The following is a 19,221-nucleotide window of genomic DNA, read 5'->3' as shown; positions in this document are numbered from 1 at the left end:
GGTCTACTACGCAGTAATCTAATTACGATTTCTTCTTCCACATAATAGCTCCGTTAGTTTAACATTATTTTCCTTTTTACTGACATAAAGAATGTGCCCCTTGTTAAAGAAACGCATTCCCCGTCCAGTCCCTTAAAGAAACTGCTCTTGATCAATCCCTCATCGTTAAAATAATAAACCATTCATACTGACAATCAAATTTATTTCCATACCATTTTCAGCATCATACATTTTAAAGGCACGCCAAACAAATTGGGCTTCTTTCTTATTATTTATAAGAGAGCTTAATTTCTTAATTTGAGTGAACAGACAATAGCTCCTCAGAGCAATGCATTCTCCTCTCTAGGTTTTTTCATATCTGATCCTCAATTATACTAAGTTAATCTCCACCTCAATATTCCCTCTTGTTGCAGAGTGTGGACAGACTTGATGGGCAATTTCTACAAGTTTCAGTGCGTTTTTTTTGTTACCCCCTCTACTTCAGAGAGTACGAAAACTTAATGAAACAATTAAACCTTCTTCATCAGAAATTAAAACAACAAAATGAATCATTTAAGAAGTAAACGGACAAAAAAGGTGTTTCCCTCTTGTTACTTTCAGAGAAAAACACCTTTTTCAATTACAACTATCCAGCTGCCCTCTCCCACTCTTCATCCGTCGGAGGATACGTTTTCTGAACTTTAAACGAAAGGATTAATGAGACAAGTGTTAAGACAGCGATCATCCCAAAGGCGATAATGGCACCAAATATATCTGGATTGGCTACTTGAGGAAGACTAGCACCAGCTCTCTCTGCTGTTGTCATTGTCGTTACGAGTAAGCCTGTTCCAATTGATGCTGACATCTGACGAATCGTATTTGTTACTGCTGAGCCGTGGGCAAGCAATCTTCTTGGGAGCTGATTTAGTCCTGCTGTATTAACTGGCATCATCACCATCGAGAATCCAAACATTCGAATTGCATACATGACTGTTAAATACATAATTGATGTAGTTGTATCAATGAAAAGAAAAGCAAAGGTTGACATTGTCATGATGATTAAACCAGGGATAGCCAGTACCTTTGCACCAAATCGATCAAATATTCTTCCCGTGATTGGAGCCATTAATCCTGTTATTAACGCACCAGGGAGCAAGACAATCCCCGCTTCCACGGCTGTAAATCCACGCATGTTGTGCATATATAATGGGATCAATGTTTCAAGCCCAATCAGTCCCAAAAAGCCAATGCTGCAAATGATCGTAGAAAGAGTAAACATTCGTGCTTTAAAAACACGGAATTCCAGCATTGGATGGGACAAACCAAGCTGGCGCTTAACGAAAAAGTAGATTAATACCAAACCAAGTATTAGAAAAAGGATCGTTTGTGTACTCGCCCACCCATTGTTTCCGGCACTCGTGAAGCCATAAAGAAGTCCTCCAAACCCAAATGTAGATAACATAATCGAAACTGGGTCCACTTTCGGATTTTTTAACTCTGTTACATTCCTCATACTAAAAAACGCCAAAATCAAAATCATCAGTGCTAAAGGAAGAATTCCATAAAACATATAGCGCCACTCATAATTGGTCGTCACCCAACCAGACAATGTTGGTCCGATGGCTGGTGCGAATGAGATGACAAGACCTATATACCCCATAGCCGCTCCCCTTCGTTCTACAGGAAAAATGAGTAAAAACACCGTCTGCATTAATGGAATCATTACGCCTGCTCCAATAGACTGCACAATTCTACCTGTAAGCAAAAAAGGAAAATTAGTTGCTAATGCTGCAATGACTGTTCCAATTGTGAAAATTCCCATTGCTGATAGGAACAACTGTCTTGTCGTAAATTTTTCAATTAAAAATGCAGAAATAGGAACCATAATACCCATCACCAACATAAAGACAGTCGTTAACCATTGTCCTGTGTTGGCCGTAATATTCATTTCCACCATTAACGGAGGAATCGCTGTAATCATAAGCGTTTGATTCAAAACAGCAATAAAAGACCCAATAAGCAATAACGCCGCAATCAGTACCTTACTATAACTCTCTTTATTATCCATATGAAAACTCCTAATCAATAAATCTTCCACTAAGTTTTTAGCCTGCTTGTTTTTGCTCATGAAGAAGGTTTTCACATTCTTCTGGCCCTACCTATAAGTTTATCTCAATATGTATATTTCGCAATGCGAAGTATATACCCTTTTTTTCTCAGTGAACATAAGGGACGAGCTTTTTTCTTAATGTGATTACACTTCCCCCTGTTGCCGTATGTGGTATTCCTTTTTTATCCATTATACATGCCATCTAGCATATTAATAAACATATAAACATGGAACTAGAATACTGTGATAATAAACATGGAACTAGAATACTGTGATAATAAAAGGGATGAATGGAGGAGCATATGATACAAATAATGGGGATGCCTTTGCAACAACCTGAGATGGAGACCTTTGGAACAGTGGAAAGAATGATTATAAGACAAATGGATGAAGACCCTACCCTGCATTCATATTCTTCCTTCAATGAATTCGTATTTGAAGTCACAACACGGAAAAACATTATTAACAGTTCAATAAGCATGAATGAAAGCGAAATGGAGTTTACCTTATTTGAATATGCTCGTTGTAATCCGCAGTACTGGCATTTAACAGAAACCGGTGGCTTTCTGTTAAGACCAGACGTAAGACCCTCTGATGCAATCCGGGACATTTTTAGGAACAGTTCCCTTTATGCGTTTGAATGTTCAACGGCTTGTGTCATTATTTTTTACGATGCGGTGCTGAACAGCATAGGTGATTATAGCTTTAACCTTCTTTTCCCAAACCTTTACTTATATAGCTGGCATGTTGATTCTGATCTTGGAATGCACAACGTGTCTACTAACCATCTTATTCCTGGTGATGTTGTCTATTTTAACAATCCGGACTTTCATCCACAAATTCACTGGCTAAGAGGGCAAAATGCCGTAGTACTTGGTGATGGTACTTTTTTCGGGCACGGCTTTGGAATCTTGACTGCTGAACAAATGATTCAAACGCTTAATGAAAATCGTAGACCATACAGCAATCAATCTGCTTATATGCTAGGCACTGTCACAAGACCTAACTATAATCATTTAGCCTCCGTTTCAATGTTACAGAGAAGCTATCTAACATATAAAAAGCAACAAATTGTTATTCATCATAACCAAACTTCAATATCCTTTTTACAATATTTATTTTTTCTACAACAAAACCATCCTCGATAATGAATATATCAAGAAAAATCGAGATACCTACCCAATTATGGGTAGACGTGCTTCATTTCAAGGGGTAGGCGAGTATGATGTAGAGATAATTAACCAACCCCCGAAAGGAAGTGTCAACATGTATCCAAACGCAAACGCACCTTTTATGGGTGCTAACGTAAATGCACCTTTTTCTATGGACGCTAATGTAAATGCCCCATTCACTATGGGTGCTGAAGAAAATGTACCATTCACAATGGGAGAAACTGCTCCATTCACAATGGGAGAAGCTGCTCCTTATTGTTACGCTGGTCCTGTTATGGGATATGGTCCAAAGCGTGGCTATGATGGGTTCATCCTCATTGTTGTCTTGTTTATCTTATTAATTATTGTAGGTGCTGGTAGCTTTTATAAGTGCTAAGCTGAAATGAACCAATAGAAGACCCTACTTTTTAGCAGGGTCTTCTATTGGTATATAATTATAAAAAAGAGAAAAATTAAGCACCAATGCTACCTGTATTACAAAACATTAATCACTACCGGTAATCAAAAGATCATCTTTTAATAGAGCTAATATGCTCTCTGTCGATACAAAGTCTCCTTCTTTGATACGAAGAGAGGTAATCGTGCCACTAGCACCTACAGAAATCTCTTCCATATTTCCTTCAGACGTTTTAATAAAAAATAACTTTTCCCACTCGTAGACGTATGAGTCTTCTGTAATTAAAACTTTTTCAATGATGCCTTTACAAGGACTTGTTATCGTATGAGTTTCTTGAATCATTCTAAACACCTTTCGATTTTAATATTCCAACTTCTATAGCGTGATTTCTCTTCCATTCTCTATATATCTACCATGCATTTTAAGGTTATCATGCTATGTAGCAGATACAATTTAGTCTAATGTTTAAGTTACGGAAAGAAACATAATACTACAAGCACATAATAATAAAATATTTCATTTGATTTATTTCATAAGTCGATGTAAAAAATGCTTATGTATAAATCTTATCTATGCTAAATCCAACCTCTTAAACGAGAGGCTTCTGCCATTCGCCGAACCCCCACCATATAAGCGGCTAGACGCATGTCGACTTGATGTTTTTGTGATAGTTGGCATATATTTTCAAATGAATGCTTCATAATTGCGCGTAATTTTTTATCAATCTCTTCTTCGTCCCAATAATACCCTTGATTATTTTGAACCCATTCAAAATAGGAAACTGTAACACCACCTGAGCTTGCTAATACATCAGGCACTAGAAATTTGCCACGTTCTGTTAATATTTTAGTAGCTTCTAATGTTGTTGGTCCGTTTGCAGCTTCTACGATAATCTCTGCCTTAATCTCGTGAGCGTTGTCCACTGTAATTTGGTTGGATATCGCAGCAGGCACAAGAATATCACATTCAGACTTCAACAGCTCTTCATTGCTTATCGTTTGCTTAAATAGGTTGGTCACCGTACCAAAGCTATCTCTCTTACTTAACAAATAATCAATATCAAGGCCATCTGGATCATAAAGAGCTCCATAAGCATCGGATATCCCGACTACCTTCGCTCCCATCTCATGCATGAAAGAAGCTAGGAAGCTTCCTGCATTTCCAAATCCTTGTATAATCACACGTGCGCCTTGCAATGTAAGACCTTTCTTCTTTACAGCCTCTTCTATACAAATGGTTACACCTCTTGCTGTAGCACTTTCTCTCCCATGTGAACCACCCAGTACAAGTGGCTTTCCAGTAATAAAACCTGGTGAATCGAATTCTCGAATACGGCTATATTCATCCATCATCCAAGCCATAATTTGTGAATTTGTGAATACATCCGGTGCCGGAATGTCTTTTGTTGGGCCTACAATTTGACTTATGGCTCGCACATATCCCCGGCTTAACCTTTCTAACTCTCTAAAAGACATGCTTCGCGGATCACATACGATCCCACCCTTTCCCCCTCCATATGGAAGATCAACTATTCCACACTTTAAACTCATCCAGATCGATAACGCTTTCACTTCTTCTTCAGTTACTTCAGGATGAAATCGTATTCCCCCTTTTGTTGGTCCGATAGCATCATTATGTTGTGCACGATAACCAGTAAAGATCTTAACTTCTCCGTTATCCATACGAACAGGAATACGTACTGTGAGCATTCTGATTGGTTCTTTTAAAAGCTCGAACATGTCATCTTTATAACCTAATTTATGTAACGCTTCTTGTATAACCCTTTGTGTAGATTGAAACAGACTTAACACATTCTTATTTTCTTCCTTTTTGACTTCCTTTGTAGTGATCATCTTTTATACCACCCTTAATTTTTTCATCTTCTATCGTTTTTACATGTTTGATCCAATTGTTAAAAAATACTAAAATCCCATTCCCCTGCAAGATTTTTCAATAGTTCAACTCCTGCTATGCTATTTCCAAATTCATCTATTGCTGGACCATAAATGCCGATGCCACACCCCATTTGAAAAAGAGTTTCTTGCTCATACCTTGCTGGAACTGAAGCCATAATCCCCCCTGACACTCCGCTTTTAGCTGGGACCCCAACAAAAGCTGCAAATTTCCCTGAGGCATTGTACATCCCACAAGTCATCATTAAACCTTTAATCAACTTTGCTACCTCCTTAGGAAAGACTTGCTTTTTTTGAATCGGATCGAATCCATTTTGAGATAAAATTAAACCCATTCGAGCAATATCTTTGGCATTTACTTCAATGGAACATTGTTTTAAATAAACTTCTAACGCATCTTCGACCTCTGATTCTAAGAAACCGCTCTCTTTTAAATAGTAAGCTAATGCTCTATTTCGATTCGCCGTCTTCCATTCTGACTGAAAAACTCTTTCGTTAAAAGTTGGTCGTCTCCCAATCATTTTTTCAAGCAATTCATATACCGAGTGTAACTTTTGCTCAGGTGATTCCCCATTCAGGAGCGAAGTTATTGTAATAGCCCCTGCATTAATCATTGGGTTAAATGGCCTCCCCGGTTTATTCATTTCCAGCCTGACAATTGAATTAAAGGCATCCCCGGTTGGTTCCACATCAACACGTTCTAGCACAAATGAAATTCCACGATCTAAACAAGCAGCAATAAAACTAATGACTTTTGAGATACTTTGTAGAGTAAAAGGAACGTCCCATTCCCCTGATTTGATCTCAACACCTTCTGGGGTAATGATGCAAATCCCTAAATCTAAAAGATTTGACTCCCCTAGAGCAGGAATATACTCTGCACAACGACCTTTCGTACCAAGTGGACGGCACTGTTTTACCCAGCGATCGAGATTTTCTCCCTCAATGGTATTCATTCCCTGTAGTGATTGCATTTGCCTTCCTCCTAATTGTAATCGCTTCCATTATTGAGCTATTAACTTTCTTATTTAGTTTAAAAACTAAGCTACGAAAAAGAACAAAACACTACAAATAGATAAAAAAGTTTTTTTCTGCCTTGGCACAAATGAGTTAAAAGAGGACGTCTGTAGGCAAAAGGGAAGGGCACTGAAAAAGGTTAAACCGACCTTTTTCAGTGCCCTCTCAAAGTGGTAGACGAAGAACCATACTGTTATCTCTCGTCCTTTTTCAGCTCTCTTTTTACCCTAGTAAAAGCAACAAAATCTCTTAATTCCTCCACAGTTAATGGAGAATGATCAAGTATTAGTACATGTTCCTCTGCTGCCAATAGTTCTGTAAGTTCAATTTTCGGACGTTTTTCTACTTCGCGATCCAAAAGATAATCTACCGTTGTTTCGTACAAATCAGCAATGTCAGCTAACGCTTGGATTGAAGGCATTCGATAGCCAGATTCATAGCCCGCATACGTACTTTTTGCAATACCAAGCCGGTCAGCCGTTTCCTGCATTGACCAATCTCTCTTCTTTCTAAGTTCTGATAATCGCTTTAACAACTGGATCCCTGCTTCCGTATTTTTTATAGATTGTTTTATAGTTTGATAATAGAGAAATTCTATGACAGCCGTTGAACACGCTCTATCTTCATAAATTATAGCATGCGAAACGAACTCATCAAGAAATTCGTTCTCGAAACGAGAACAATATATTGATTTAAGTACGCTTATATTATAATATATTAAACATTAAGGTCGCGTTATGCAAACACTATTACGATATTGGAAGCTAAAGGTGGACAGATATGAAAAAACTATTGTTACTTGCTACTGGTGGGACGATTGCATCAATTGAAGGTAAGGAGGGACTTGTTCCCGGTCTCTCAGCAAAGGATCTACTAGATTATTTTCACGACAAATCTTTATCTGTTGATGTAACCTATCAAATCCTCATGAACAGAGATAGTACAAATATGCAGCCAGAACATTGGGTTCAAATTGCAGAAGCTGTTTATCAAAACTATGATTTGTATGATGGATTTGTGATTACTCATGGAACTGATACGCTAAGTTTTACATCCGCTGCATTGTCCTATATGCTGCAAGGATTGCAAAAGCCAGTTGTTGTGACAGGTTCTCAAGTCCCTATCAGCTTTAAACATACAGATGCCAAAAAGAATTTATCAGATGCACTTCTGTTTGCAAGTGAAAACATTGGCGGGGTTTTTGTTGTATTTGATGGGCGTGTCATGATGGGAACAAGGGCTGTAAAAATGAGAACAAAAAGCTATGATGCTTTTGAAAGTATTAACTTACCATATGTCGCTATGATAAAAGAAACTACTACTGGCAGCCTGAACGTACTGAACTGAAACTCATGTTAGATACAAGTTTATGTCCTGATGTATTTGTTTTGAAATTACACCCTGGAACAAAACCGGAGATTTTTGATTTTTTGAAGAAGTTGTATAAAGGGGTAATTGTCGAGAGTTACGGAAATGGTGGTGTTCCATTTGAACAAAGAAATCTCTTACCTAAAATAAAAGAGTTAATTGATGAAGGCGTCGCCGTCCTCATTTCAACTCAATGTTTAGAAGAAGGAGGAGATTTATATCTTTATGAGGTAGGTAGAAAGGTTGCACAGTATGATGTAATTTTATCTGGAGATATGAACAAAGAGGCCATTGTGGCCAAGTTGATGTGGGCACTTGGTAAAACGACAAATATAAAAGAAGTCAAACAAATTATAGAAACTCCACTAGCTTGGGATCTATCAACAACTTGGGATACGGAGGATTAATAAGATAGTTCTTTTTATTGGAGATGCTCACATAACAGGGCGATGGTTGATTAATTAAATAAAAATCCCCTAAAGAGGGCACTGAAATTGGTTTGTCCTTTTTTCAGTGCCCTCCTAACTTTTTTCAATTATAACTGTTTTTGTGCGTGTCGCTATAGACAAGCTTTCCCGTTTATAGCATTAGGCTTCTTTATGCTTCTCAGAAACTTCTTCATCTTCCCAGCATTCTACATTTTTTAGGCCTTCAATGCTGCTAGCATAAAAAACCGGATCTTTGCCCTCTTTTTTCTGTTTCACATAATCTTTTAAAACGGCAATCGCGATCTTCCCAATTAAAAGAAGAGCAATTAAGTTTGTGATTGCCATTAGCGCCATAAAGAGATCAGCTAGATTCCATACCATGCTTAGGCTTGATACGGACCCAAATAGTACTACTGCTAAGACTGCTAGACGGAAGACAAAGAGAATTGTTCTATTTTCCTTAATAAATTCTAAATTGGATTCACCATAATAGTAATTTCCAACAATTGAACTAAAACATAATAACAAAATGGCAATAGCGACAAAAATGGTTGCCCACGAACCAACATGACTAGCTAATGCACTTTGAGTGAGCTGAATGCCACCCATTCCCTCTCCTTGAACACCAGATAATAAAATAATAAACGCAGTTGCGCTACAAATAACTAATGTGTCGATAAATACACCTAGCGTCTGAACAAACCCTTGTTTTGCCGGATGACTCACATCTGCTGCTGCTGCTGCAACAGGTGCACTCCCCATTCCAGCTTCATTCGAAAATAATCCGCGCTTGACACCATTCATAATGGCAGCACCAATCCCACCAGCAACCGCTTCGTTGAAACCAAACGCACTAGAGACGATCAGACCAATCATCCCAGGAATTTCACCAATGTTTCCAATCACTACATATGTAGTTAAAATCAAATAACATAGAGCCATAATCGGAACTACTACCTGAGTCACTTTAGCAATACGCTTCACGCCACCAAAGATAACAAACCCAGTCAGTACAGTTAAAGCAATACCGAGGACAAGTCGATTAATGCCAAAGGCTTCCTCAAATGCAGATGTTATCGTATTTGCTTGAACCGAATTAAAAGCCAGTCCAAAACAGAAAGTAATTAATATCGCAAACAATACCCCCATCCATCTTGCACCAAGAGCTTTTTCCATATAAAAGGCTGGGCCACCCTTGTACCCATTAGATCCTTTAACCTTATATACTTGAGCTAATGTACTTTCAATAAAGCTTAATGCTGCACCAAAAATAGCAACAATCCACATCCAAAAGACAGCACCTGGACCTCCTAAAGTAATCGCAATAGCCACCCCAGCAAGATTACCTGTCCCAATTCTTGATGCAGCACTAATACAGAAAGCCCCGAATGATGAAACTTGATTCTTTCCACTGGTAGTCGAAGGACTTTCTTTTATTAAACGAAACATTTCTCCAAGATTTCTAATTTGAACAAATTTCGTTCTGAACGTAAAATAAATCCCTAACCCAACAAGTAAAACAATTAACACATAGGACCATAAAATCGTATTTCCCCAATCAATGATTGCTTCTACCATAAGAATCACCTCTCTAGTTTTTTATTTATCCGCGTTCAAATCTCACTTTTAAAAAATCATTGACACCCCCTAAAAAATTGTAAGCGTTTGCATTTAGGTTGCTTACAAATATACATAAGTATAGAAAGAAATCTACAAAAAGAGACCGGATGCTACAAGAAAACACAAAAAACATCCAATTTTCTCAAAAAAGTAGTATTTTGAGAAAATTGAATCACCTAAGAAACTAAGCCCATAGGATACGCGTTGAATCACAGTGGGCGGAGGCTCTTAATTTATTGTAAATATAGTTGAATAAACATAACTTTTTATATAGAATTATGCTTAAATCTTTGGTAGTCTTTTTGACAAAGCTCTAGGAGTGACACCTTTGAACCTTTATCCCTTACTAAAAAAAGAACGTACGATTATTATTTTTATGATCCTTTTTGTTCCACTTGCGGGCGAAATTAATTTCTACCCCATTAACGAAACATTCCGTGTTAGTTTAGGCCCACCCGTTCTTTTTCTTTTTCTACTATTTTTAAGAAACACCGCTATTATTCCGGTTTTTTTAACTGCTTCTGTAGTTGTCATTTTTCGAATACTACTAGATTGGTTCATGCTGAACAACTTTAACTGGTTAACATCGTTTGAATCACATTATCCCACTTTTTTCTTTTATTTCACGTATACTTGTCTTTTTTATGTAATGAAAGTTAATCGTTACCACCACAGTCCCTTGATCATTGGGTTATTTGGCATCATTATTGAATTATTATCAGACTTTTCAGAGCTATTCGTGCAATATCTTGTATTTGGAATGACCATTACTTCTGCCTCTTTAACGGAAATGGTTATTATAGCTCTTTCTCACAGCTTTATGGTGTTAGGTGTTTTTAGTATGATGAAGTTGTATGAAACCCAATCACGGGAGCGAGAGGTTCGAAAGCATAATGAACATATGCTCATGCTCGTCTCCAATTTGTATGAGGAATCCATTCACTTGAAAAAATCACTTCAAAACTCGGAGGCAATTACTAGAAAGGCTTACGAGCTATATAGAGGATTGGATCAGGATCAACTTATTAACAGCAATGTCATCAAAAGTACTCGTCAACAACTACTAGAAATCGCTGGTGAGGTACATGACATTAAAAAAGACAATCAAAGAATTTTTGCCGGATTGTCTAAACTTATTACAAATGAAAGTTTCTCAGATTATGTCCATATTAATGAGCTCATTCATATTATTGTTCGAGCCAATGAAAAGTATGCTCGCTTATTAGAAAAAGAGGTTAAATTTAGTTATACGATTGAGGGAGTGCACTCTCGTTACCATATCTATACGATTTTATCGATTCTCAATAATGTAGTTGCAAACGCCGTAGAAGCTATTACTGACAAGGGAACCATTAAAATAGAAGCGATCGCAAAGCAGAATTCGGTTGAATTTAGCATTGAAGACGACGGAGTCGGGATTGCTGATAAGCATAAAAAATTAATATTCAAACCTGGCTTCACTTCTAAATATGACCTTATGGGGAATCCCTCAACAGGCATTGGATTAACCTTTGTAGAGGATATGGTCACAAAGCTTAACGGCACCGTCACCTTCCAAAGTAGACATGGGAATAAAGGAACTGTATTTATAATTAGCTTGCCAGTTGAAAATTTAGTGGAAAAGGAGTGTTCTAGATGAACTTCTATATTACCGATGATGATGAAATCGTTCGTTCTATGCTCGCTCAAATGATAGAGGATGAAGACCTTGGGCAAGTTGTAGGTGAATCTGAAGATGGTGCATTATTGGATGGAGAAACATTAAACATAAAAAAGGTCGATATTTTATTAATTGATTTACTAATGCCTCAGCGTGATGGTCTTGAAACAATTCGAGCAATCAAACCTTCGTTTAAGGGAAAAATCATTATGATTTCTCAAATAGAATCAAAGGATCTAATTTGTGAAGCGTATTTACTTGGGATCGAGCACTATGTGAATAAACCAATTAATAAAATCGAAGTATTAGCTGTGCTTCAAAAAGTGATGGAGCATATCCGCTTAGAAAAATCCATTTATGACATTCAAAAATCGTTAAATAACGTCCTACAAATAGAACCTAAGTGGAAACCTTCTGCTTATAAAGAGGATAATATTAAGACTTATGGCCAATTTCTTTTATCTGAATTAGGGATCTCTGGTGAAAGCGGTTCTAGAGATTTACTAGATATTTTGGTTTATTTATATAATTTTGAGAAGAAGTATACATTTGATCATGAAATGCCCTCTCTGACAACTATTTATGAGCAGGTAGCTGCAAAAAAGCTAGGAGCAACTGCGGATGATGAAGATGTAAGAAGAGAGATAAAAGCTTCTAAACAGAGGGTCCGAAGAACGATTTATCATTCCTTAAATCACTTAGCATCGCTTGGACTTACTGACTTTTCTAATGTCCTTTTTGAAAAGTACGCCTCCCACTTTTTTGATTTTACAGTTGTTCGAAAAAGAATGTTAGAATTAAAAAATGAATCTGGCTCTCCGGCAACTTCTACTCGAGTTAATACAAAGAAGTTCATTCAAACATTATATTTTGAAGCCAAACAGATGATGTCCGAGTAGTCAATTTCAGCGGTTATATTTGATAGAGTTTGTTTAGTGGAATCAAGCTTACTAGAGAAAACAGAGTCATTTACGAGATTCTGTTTTTTGTTTCGTAGAGCCATTTTATTTCTTTACTAAAAAATCCTGCCCCTAGCAAATTACCACTGGGAGCAGGAACATATACTATTATATTTCTTGAAATATTGGTGCCTATTGGCTTCTGTAGATCACGAATACAGCCGTATGGCCTTCACCTTCTCTTATTCAATTTCCATTTCTATTCTAAAAAGCGAAATTCGATACAGCTTATCGTCATTCTCCTGCGGTGTACCGCGACCATCTGTATTATTGCTAACGAAATAAAGAAAGTCATCCTCAATGAAAACATCACGAATTCTTCCTAATCCAGTTATTACTTCTCGTTGTTCACCTGTTTCAAGGTCAAATTCTAATACAGCAGTTCCTCTTAATGCGGCAACATACAATTTCCCATTAGAATAGGCCATTCCAGATGGGGCCCAAGTGTCTGCCTCTCCTGAAGTGAATAGCGGTGCAACCATCCCTTCTTGCTCCTCAACGCCTTCAATCATCGGCCAGCCATAGTTTTGACCAGCTTCGATTAAATTGATCTCATCATTTGCTCTGTTGCCGTGCTCACTCGAGTACAACGTACCATCAGACGACCAAGTAATGCCTTGGGGATTTCGATGTCCATAACTATACACATAGGAATCTGGAAATGGATTATCACTAGGAATAGAGCCGTCAAGATTCATTCGTAAAATCTTCCCACCTAGCGACTCAAGCTCTTGTGCGATATTCGGTTCAGACGCATCACCGGTTGTTGCATAAAGCATTCCATCGGGGCCAATTTTAAGCCTGCCACCATGATGAAACGTACCACTAGGAATATGATCGAGGAGCAAACGCTCTTCCCTCCATACGTTATCTTCCAAACGGAGAGTTACAATACGGTTAAATTGTCCAGAATCATCTACATATGTATAAGTCGCATAAGCTAAATTTGATTCATCAAAGTCAGGGGCGAGCACAAACCCTAATAACCCCGCCTCGGGAGCTGTCGAAATATCTTGCTCTAGTTCTACTCTTTGCCGTTCCACTTCTCCATTTTCCCATTTTATGATGGATCCTGGTCTTTCTGTTAAATAGAACGTTTGATCAAGTTTTTCGAGTGACCACGGAACAGTAAGATTTTCTGCAATCACTTCCAAATCATTCCCCTGCTCGTTGTCTATTGGATTTTGTTGTTCATTCGCTGAACACCCAACGAGGAGGAAAACGATTAATAAATACATCGCTACATTTATTTTCATCATTTAACTCATCTCCTAATACAACCCGTCCACATACAACTTCGTCAAATTCAAAATTACATCCTCAATCGAAAAGTCGTTGTCCCCTTTCACACAGTCCCACATGAACATTTCATTTGCGTAGAACCATCCACGAGCAACTAGTGCAGGGTGAAAAGAAGAATTGGCGAGCCCGTGTTCTTGCGAATAGCGGACATCGACTGAAATGCGTTCAATAAACCGTTCACGAATGACATTCCACCTTTGTTCCACTTCAGAAGAAAACCCGATTGCTTCCTTAACGACGCTCATCATCGCTTTTTCTTCGACTGCCAACATGAGAAACAGATGCACTTGTTTTGAAATTTGTTCTTGTGCTTCTTTTTTTGATTTTGGCTCAAATGATTGCTCCGCTACTTGATAGAATTTGTCCATGACTTCTTCCATTAAGACGATGAAGAGATCGTCTTTATTTTTAAAATAGACATAGGCTGTCCCATATCCGGTATTGGCTCGTTTTATAATTTGAGATATCGTAGCTTTTTGAAATCCATTTTCAAGAAAAACTTCTTTTCCTGCCTTCAAAAGATTGTTTCTCGTTTGTATCGCTTGACGCTCTCTTGCCGTTAAGTTCTCCTTCTCTTTCGCCACCTTCTACACCTCTTTGATTTCTCTATGGTCCTTATTCTACAAGGTTATTCTTGTGAATACAATGATTCTAGAACTAACTGACATAATGTCATTGACATGATGTCAGTTATTGCAATATAATTTAATTAATTCATTACTCTACTTTAGGAGGAGTTTTTTTATGGCTAATATTGATAACGCTTACAATAAGGAGTATGCGGTTCGTTTAGATCAAGAAGATGAGCTTGCCCCTTATCGGAATGAGTTTTATGTAAAAGAAGGAAGCATCTATTTTGACGGAAACTCGCTTGGGCTCTTATCAAAACGAGCTGAACAAACGTTGCTAAGCTTACTAGATTCATGGAAGCACTTTGGTATTGATGGTTGGACTCAAGGGGAGCATCCTTGGTTCTATTTATCGGAACAATTAGGGAATAGCTTAGCTCCACTTGTGGGCGGATCACCTGAAGAAGTCATCGTAACAGGATCGACAACGGTGAACCTCCATCAATTAGTAAGTACATTTTATCAACCTGACAGCAAGAAAACGAAAATTTTAGCCGATGAACTTAACTTTCCAAGTGACATTTACGCTTTAAAGAGCCAGCTAACTTTAAAAGGCTATGATCCTAGTGAACACTTAGTTGAAGTTCGTAGTTCTGACGGGCATACTTTGGCTGAAGAAGACATTATTAATGAAATGAAGGAAGATATTGCACTAATTGTCTTACCGAGTGTGCTGTACCGAAGTGGTCAAATTCTTGATATGAAGCGACTAACAGCTGAAGCTCATAAGCGCAACATTTTGATTGGTTTTGATTTATGTCATTCTGTTGGCTCGATCCCTCATCACTTGAGTGACTGGGATGTTGACTTTGCCTTTTGGTGCAACTACAAGCATTTAAATGGCGGTCCTGGTGGCGTTGGAGGGTTATTTGTTAATAAAAAACACTTCGGCAAACACCCTGGGCTCGCTGGTTGGTTTAGCTCACGTAAAGATAAACAATTTGATATGGATCATACACTTACACCGGCTGAAGACGCGGGCGCTTTCCAAGTTGGAACACCGCATGTGTTAAGCCTCGCTCCTCTCATCGGTTCTCTTTCCATCTTTGAGGAAGTGGGAATGGAAAAAATAAGGGTGAAATCATTGAAGCTTACTCAATATTTGATGGATCTGATTGAGCATGAACTTACGGATTACGGATTTGCCATTCAAAATCCTAAAGAAGATCATCGACGAGGAGGTCATGTTTATCTTGAGCACCCTGAAGCAGCAAGAATTTGCAAAGCGTTAAAGGAAGAAAAGATTATCCCAGACTACCGTACGCCAAATGGCATTCGTCTCGCTCCTGTTGCCCTTTATAATACGTTTGAGGAAGTGTGGGAATGTGTTCAAATGTTAAAGACAATCATGAAAGAAGAACGCTATAAGAAATTTAAAAATGAACGTGAAGTGGTGGCGTAACGATGAACAAACAACGAAACAACCAATCATGGATCGATATCTCACAACCTTTGCATGACAAGCTCGCTCATTGGCCAGAAGATACACCCTTCTCTTATCAAATGACGTACTCAAAAGAGCAAACGGGCTCTGTCAATATTGGGCAAATCACTATGAGTGTTCATTCTGGAACTCATGTCGATGCCCCTTTCACTTTCGTAATGACGGGGCCAAAATACTAGATTTAGATTTGAATGTCTTTATCGGTGAGGCTCGAGTGATTGATCTTTCATCTTTTGAGAAAATCGATCGCGCTGCCCTGAGCCATTTTGATTTAAAAGGAGTTACTAGACTTCTGATCAAAACAGCCATTCCGAATAGACCAGAGCGCTTTCCAAAAAGCATTCCGTATGTTACTGAGGATGGTGCCATCTACTTACATGAAAAAGGAATCCAATTAATCGGCGTCGACGTCCCTTCTGTCGATGCACTCGATAGCAAAGATTTAGAAGGCCATCACGCCTTATATGAACATAAGATTCACATTTTAGAAAACGTAATGCTAGACGATGTCGAAGAAGGCGATTATGAGTTAATTGCTCTCCCTTTGCCTTTAAGAGAGGCCGATGGAAGTCCAGTTCGAGCGGTTATTCGCCCACTATAATAAAGGAGGCTTACTTATGACAAAGAACGAAACCTATCAAAACAAAGCAGCTGAAGCGGAGAAGGGAATTCACACTGATTTTAATAACAACATGACATACGGAGAATATTTACAGTTAGATACGCTACTTTCAAGCCAAGATCGCTTATCGGACCATCATGACGAGATGCTCTTCATCGTGATCCATCAAGTAAGTGAACTTTGGATGAAGCTAATCTTGCATGAAACAAATGCAGCGATCGAGTCGATTAAGGCAGACGACCTTCCTACTTCTTTTAAACGTTTAGCTCGTGTCTCAAAGATTCAATCTCAGATCATCCAAGCATGGGACGTTCTCTCAACGATGACGCCATCAGAATACATGGAGTTCCGCGACTCGCTTGGTCAGGCTTCTGGCTTTCAGTCGTACCAATATCGCTTAATTGAATTTGCTTTAGGTTATAAAACGGGCCACATTTTGAAAATCTATGAAAAAGATCAAGAGCTTCATAAAATACTGGAGCAGGCTTTTCATGCACCAAGCTTGTATGATGTCTCGATTCAAGCTCTTGCAAAAGCTGGATTGCCGATCAATCCAGACATGGTGAATCGTGATTTCTCAAAACCATATAAAGCGGATGATTCTGTACGCGAAGCATGGCTCACCGTGTACCGCAATGTCGATCAATATTGGGATCTATATCAATTAGGTGAGAAACTGGTTGATATTGAAGATTGGCTTCAACAATGGCGCTTCCGCCATATGAAGACAGTTGAGAGAATCATAGGCTTTAAAGTAGGAACTGGAGGCTCTTCTGGTGTAAACTACTTGAAAAAAGTTCTAGATCAGCGCTTCTTCCCAGAGCTATGGGATTTACGAACAGAAATTTAAGAGAAGTGTCTCTCCCCTGCTTTTTTTGACTAGTTATAAAAGCAGGGGAATCAGATCGGCAAGAGCGAAACTCACATAGCAAAGGATGATTCTATGGATACAAAACGTGAACAATGGTCCTCTAAATTAGGGTTTATTCTAGCAACGGCAGGAGCGGCGATTGGCCTAGGGGCGATTTGGAAGTTTCCATATGTCGCAGGGATGAATGGCGGAGGCGCCTTCTTCCTTATCTTCATTGTTTTTACAGTGGTGATTGGCCTTTCGATGCTCATTTCTGAATTTGTGATCGGACGAGGGGCAAAGAAAGAAGCCATTTCCGCCTATAAGAAATTAGCACCGAATAGCTTTTGGGTATGGGTTGGCCGCCTCGGCGTGATTGGTTGCTTTCTACTACTCTCTTTTTACAGTGTCGTCGGTGGCTGGGTCCTGCTTTATTCCGGATTAGCCGTTTCAGGTAACATTATTCATGACGGTGCCGATTATGGACAGTTATTCGGACAAGTGACGAGCACTCCTTGGATGGGTTTACTTGGGTTAGCATTATTCCTACTCATCAATGTCATCGTCTTATCGTTTGGAATTAAAAACGGGATCGAAAAAGCAAGTAAATATCTAATGCCACTACTCTTTGTATTTTTCATTGTCCTTGTGTTTCGTTCCCTGACGTTAGAAGGAGCGATGGAAGGGGTTCGCTTTTTCCTGAAGCCTGATTTCTCAAGTATTACAGGGGAATCGATCTTATATGCACTTGGTCAATCCTTTTTCTCATTAGCAGTCGGATTCTCTTGCATGGTTACATACAGCTCTTACTTGGACAAGAAAGTGAGCATCCCTTCTGCGGCGTCATCCGTTGTCTTTATGAACATCTTTGTTTCGTTATTAGCAGGACTTGCCATTTTTCCAGTTGTCTTCTCTTTCGGACTTGAACCAGCGGAAGGACCTGGATTACTATTCATGGTCTTACCAACTGCATTCTCACAAATGCCATTTGGTTCAGTATTCCTAAGCTTATTCTTACTATTATTCTTGTTCGCAACCTTAACCTCTTCTTTCAGTTTGCTTGAGATCATCATCTCGGCTTTTATAGAAGACGGAAAACGTTCAAGAAAAAAGGTCGCTTTCGTTTCAGGAATCATCATTTTCATAGCCGGAATTCCAGCTGCACTGTCATTTGGAGTTCTCCAAGATGTACTCATCTTCGGTCAACCGATTTTTGATGCAACCGACTATCTCGTTAGTAACATCCTGCTGCCATTAGGAAGCTTATTAATTGCCTTATTTATAACTCATCGAATGGATCAACAACTTGTTTCCAAAGAATTTCAAGCTGGTAATTCACTCTCTACAAGTTGGTTCTCTACGTGGAAGTTTTTAATGAGATGGATTGTTCCACTAACCATCACTATCGTTTTTATTAATATGATTGGATTGTTTTAAGGAAGGTTGAGTGTTTTCAAATCAAACGAAGAGGCTGGGTTATTGAAGCGGAGGAAATATGCGTAGTCTCCTGCGGGATCAAAAGGGAGGCCACTGAAAAAGTGCTCGTTTATTTCGGACTTGAAAAGGAGCTTCGATCTCACTCCCGGGATGGGGGACACGCTTTCCGCAGGCGGGTGTTGAGCGGAAAAATAGAAGTTCCCTACTCTTCAACGATCAAAAGAAATAGCGTAAAAAGGCCTTTGAGAAATCAAACTCAAAGGCCTTTTGTCTACAGTCTGAAGTTTAATTTTCATCAAAAGGCAAGGGTGAGA

The 19,221-nt window shown here is 38.7% G+C and carries 15 protein-coding genes and 2 pseudogenes; 9 read left to right on the top strand and 8 right to left on the bottom strand.

The window, feature by feature from the left end:
- Positions 1–625 precede the first annotated feature (625 nt).
- On the bottom strand, positions 626–2,047 hold the full coding sequence (locus BkAM31D_RS08560) for an MDR family MFS transporter (protein WP_066151892.1): 1,422 nt from the start codon (positions 2,045–2,047) through the stop codon (positions 626–628).
- 344 nt (positions 2,048–2,391) lie between these two features.
- Here BkAM31D_RS08560 and tgl point away from each other — a divergent pair, with 344 nt between their 5' ends.
- Positions 2,392–3,237 (top strand): spore coat transglutaminase TGL, encoded by an 846-nt coding sequence (gene tgl / locus BkAM31D_RS08555; protein WP_066151896.1) that lies wholly within the window; start codon positions 2,392–2,394, stop codon positions 3,235–3,237.
- Positions 3,238–3,355: 118 nt separating this feature from the next.
- Entirely contained in the window at positions 3,356–3,637 is a 282-nt protein-coding gene (locus BkAM31D_RS24700; RefSeq protein ID WP_066151899.1) for a YjcZ family sporulation protein, read from the top strand.
- 108 nt (positions 3,638–3,745) lie between these two features.
- On the opposite strand, the gene BkAM31D_RS08545 is transcribed toward BkAM31D_RS24700, so the two are convergent.
- The 4 genes from BkAM31D_RS08545 to BkAM31D_RS08530 all read right to left on the bottom strand — a co-directional run bounded on the left by BkAM31D_RS08545 (position 3,746) and on the right by BkAM31D_RS08530 (position 7,123).
- Positions 3,746–4,000: a biotin/lipoyl attachment domain-containing protein gene (locus BkAM31D_RS08545; RefSeq protein ID WP_066151905.1), complete on the bottom strand. Its 255-nt coding sequence runs from the start codon at positions 3,998–4,000 to the stop codon at positions 3,746–3,748.
- A gap of 233 nt (positions 4,001–4,233) precedes the next feature.
- Positions 4,234–5,511, bottom strand: coding sequence for a Glu/Leu/Phe/Val family dehydrogenase (locus BkAM31D_RS08540; RefSeq protein WP_066151908.1), 1,278 nt, complete (start codon positions 5,509–5,511; stop codon positions 4,234–4,236).
- A 59-nt stretch (positions 5,512–5,570) separates the two neighbouring features.
- Positions 5,571–6,545: a glutaminase gene (locus BkAM31D_RS08535; RefSeq protein ID WP_066151911.1), complete on the bottom strand. Its 975-nt coding sequence runs from the start codon at positions 6,543–6,545 to the stop codon at positions 5,571–5,573.
- A 236-nt stretch (positions 6,546–6,781) separates the two neighbouring features.
- Positions 6,782–7,123, bottom strand: a complete 342-nt coding sequence (locus BkAM31D_RS08530; protein WP_066151914.1) for a helix-turn-helix domain-containing protein — start codon at positions 7,121–7,123, stop codon at positions 6,782–6,784.
- Positions 7,124–7,368: 245 nt separating this feature from the next.
- Here BkAM31D_RS08530 and BkAM31D_RS08525 point away from each other — a divergent pair.
- Positions 7,369–8,363 (top strand): annotated as a pseudogene (locus BkAM31D_RS08525) (asparaginase).
- A 180-nt stretch (positions 8,364–8,543) separates the two neighbouring features.
- Here the strand turns inward: BkAM31D_RS08525 and BkAM31D_RS08520 are convergent.
- Positions 8,544–9,962, bottom strand: coding sequence for an alanine/glycine:cation symporter family protein (locus tag BkAM31D_RS08520; RefSeq protein WP_066151917.1), 1,419 nt, complete (start codon positions 9,960–9,962; stop codon positions 8,544–8,546).
- A gap of 361 nt (positions 9,963–10,323) precedes the next feature.
- On the opposite strand from BkAM31D_RS08520, the gene BkAM31D_RS08515 reads away from it, so the two are divergent.
- On the top strand, positions 10,324–11,643 hold the full coding sequence (locus tag BkAM31D_RS08515) for a sensor histidine kinase (RefSeq protein WP_276565211.1): 1,320 nt from the start codon (positions 10,324–10,326) through the stop codon (positions 11,641–11,643).
- Complete coding sequence (locus BkAM31D_RS08510; RefSeq protein WP_066151920.1) at positions 11,640–12,563, top strand: response regulator; 924 nt, start codon at positions 11,640–11,642, stop codon at positions 12,561–12,563. The genes BkAM31D_RS08515 and BkAM31D_RS08510 overlap by 4 nt, the downstream gene beginning before the upstream one ends.
- Positions 12,564–12,805: 242 nt before the next feature.
- Here BkAM31D_RS08510 and BkAM31D_RS08505 read toward each other — a convergent pair whose 3' ends face one another.
- Entirely contained in the window at positions 12,806–13,879 is a 1,074-nt protein-coding gene (locus BkAM31D_RS08505) for a PQQ-dependent sugar dehydrogenase (protein ID WP_066152621.1), read from the bottom strand.
- 15 nt (positions 13,880–13,894) lie between these two features.
- Positions 13,895–14,509 (bottom strand): TetR/AcrR family transcriptional regulator, encoded by a 615-nt coding sequence (locus BkAM31D_RS08500; protein WP_066151923.1) that lies wholly within the window; start codon positions 14,507–14,509, stop codon positions 13,895–13,897.
- Between the two features lie 160 nt (positions 14,510–14,669).
- On the opposite strand from BkAM31D_RS08500, the gene kynU reads away from it, so the two are divergent.
- The 4 genes and pseudogenes from kynU (at position 14,670) to BkAM31D_RS08480 (ending at position 18,907) form a co-directional block, all read left to right on the top strand.
- Positions 14,670–15,956 carry a kynureninase gene (gene kynU, locus BkAM31D_RS08495; protein WP_066151926.1) on the top strand — a complete coding sequence of 429 codons (1,287 nt, stop codon included), beginning with the start codon at positions 14,670–14,672 and terminating at the stop codon, positions 15,954–15,956.
- Between the two features lie 2 nt (positions 15,957–15,958).
- Positions 15,959–16,599, top strand: a pseudogene (gene kynB, locus BkAM31D_RS08490) (arylformamidase).
- Positions 16,600–16,615: 16 nt separating this feature from the next.
- Positions 16,616–17,470 carry a tryptophan 2,3-dioxygenase gene (kynA, locus tag BkAM31D_RS08485; protein ID WP_066151930.1) on the top strand — a complete coding sequence of 285 codons (855 nt, stop codon included), beginning with the start codon at positions 16,616–16,618 and terminating at the stop codon, positions 17,468–17,470.
- 93 nt (positions 17,471–17,563) lie between these two features.
- A complete protein-coding gene (locus BkAM31D_RS08480) occupies positions 17,564–18,907 on the top strand; it encodes a sodium-dependent transporter (protein ID WP_066151933.1) in 1,344 nt (447 codons plus the stop codon).
- Positions 18,908–19,221 lie beyond the last annotated feature (314 nt).

The organism is Halalkalibacter krulwichiae (assembly GCF_002109385.1).
Taxonomy (GTDB): Bacteria; Bacillota; Bacilli; order Bacillales; family Bacillaceae_D; genus Halalkalibacter; species Halalkalibacter krulwichiae.
This window is presented reverse-complemented; position numbering and strand designations above follow the sequence as displayed.